Origin of the sequence: Flavobacterium sp. LC2016-13, from assembly GCF_009707955.1 — a bacterium.
Classification (GTDB): domain Bacteria; phylum Bacteroidota; class Bacteroidia; order Flavobacteriales; family Flavobacteriaceae; genus Flavobacterium.
Window position 1 is genome coordinate 1 of sequence record NZ_WMDQ01000050.1, and the last position, 448, is coordinate 448.

The window sequence follows — 448 nt, forward strand, 5'->3', positions numbered from 1 at the left end:
TCTGAGCTCCGCCTGTTAAAGTTGTTCCGTTTATTGAAGTGATTGTTAAAGTATCTCCATCAACATCTGAATCTAATGCTAATGGGGTTAACGTTACGGTTGCATCTTCGGCAACAGTATAATTATCATTAACTGCTACTGGATTATCATTGACTGGTGTAACGGTAATAAGTTCGTTGGCTGTAGCCGTTCCGCCGTGACCATCGCTGATAACGTAAGGGAAACTGATGGCTCCATTATAATTTAAACCTGCTGTAAACGTAATCACATTCGTCGCAGAAATACTTACAGTTCCATTTGTAACTGAAACTGTCTGAACTCCGCCTGTTAAAGTTGTTCCGTTGATTGAAGTGATTGTTAAAGTATCTCCATCAACATCTGAATCTAAAGCTAATGGGGTTAACGTTACAGTTGCATCTTCGGCAACAGTATAATTATCATTAACTGC

General features: G+C 39.3%; 1 protein-coding gene. It reads right to left on the reverse strand.

Going from position 1 to position 448, the window contains the following annotated elements; all coding sequences use genetic code 11:
* The coding region (locus GKZ86_RS25345; protein ID WP_195936703.1) for an Ig-like domain-containing protein at positions 1 to 448 on the reverse strand (448 nt) is incomplete at both ends.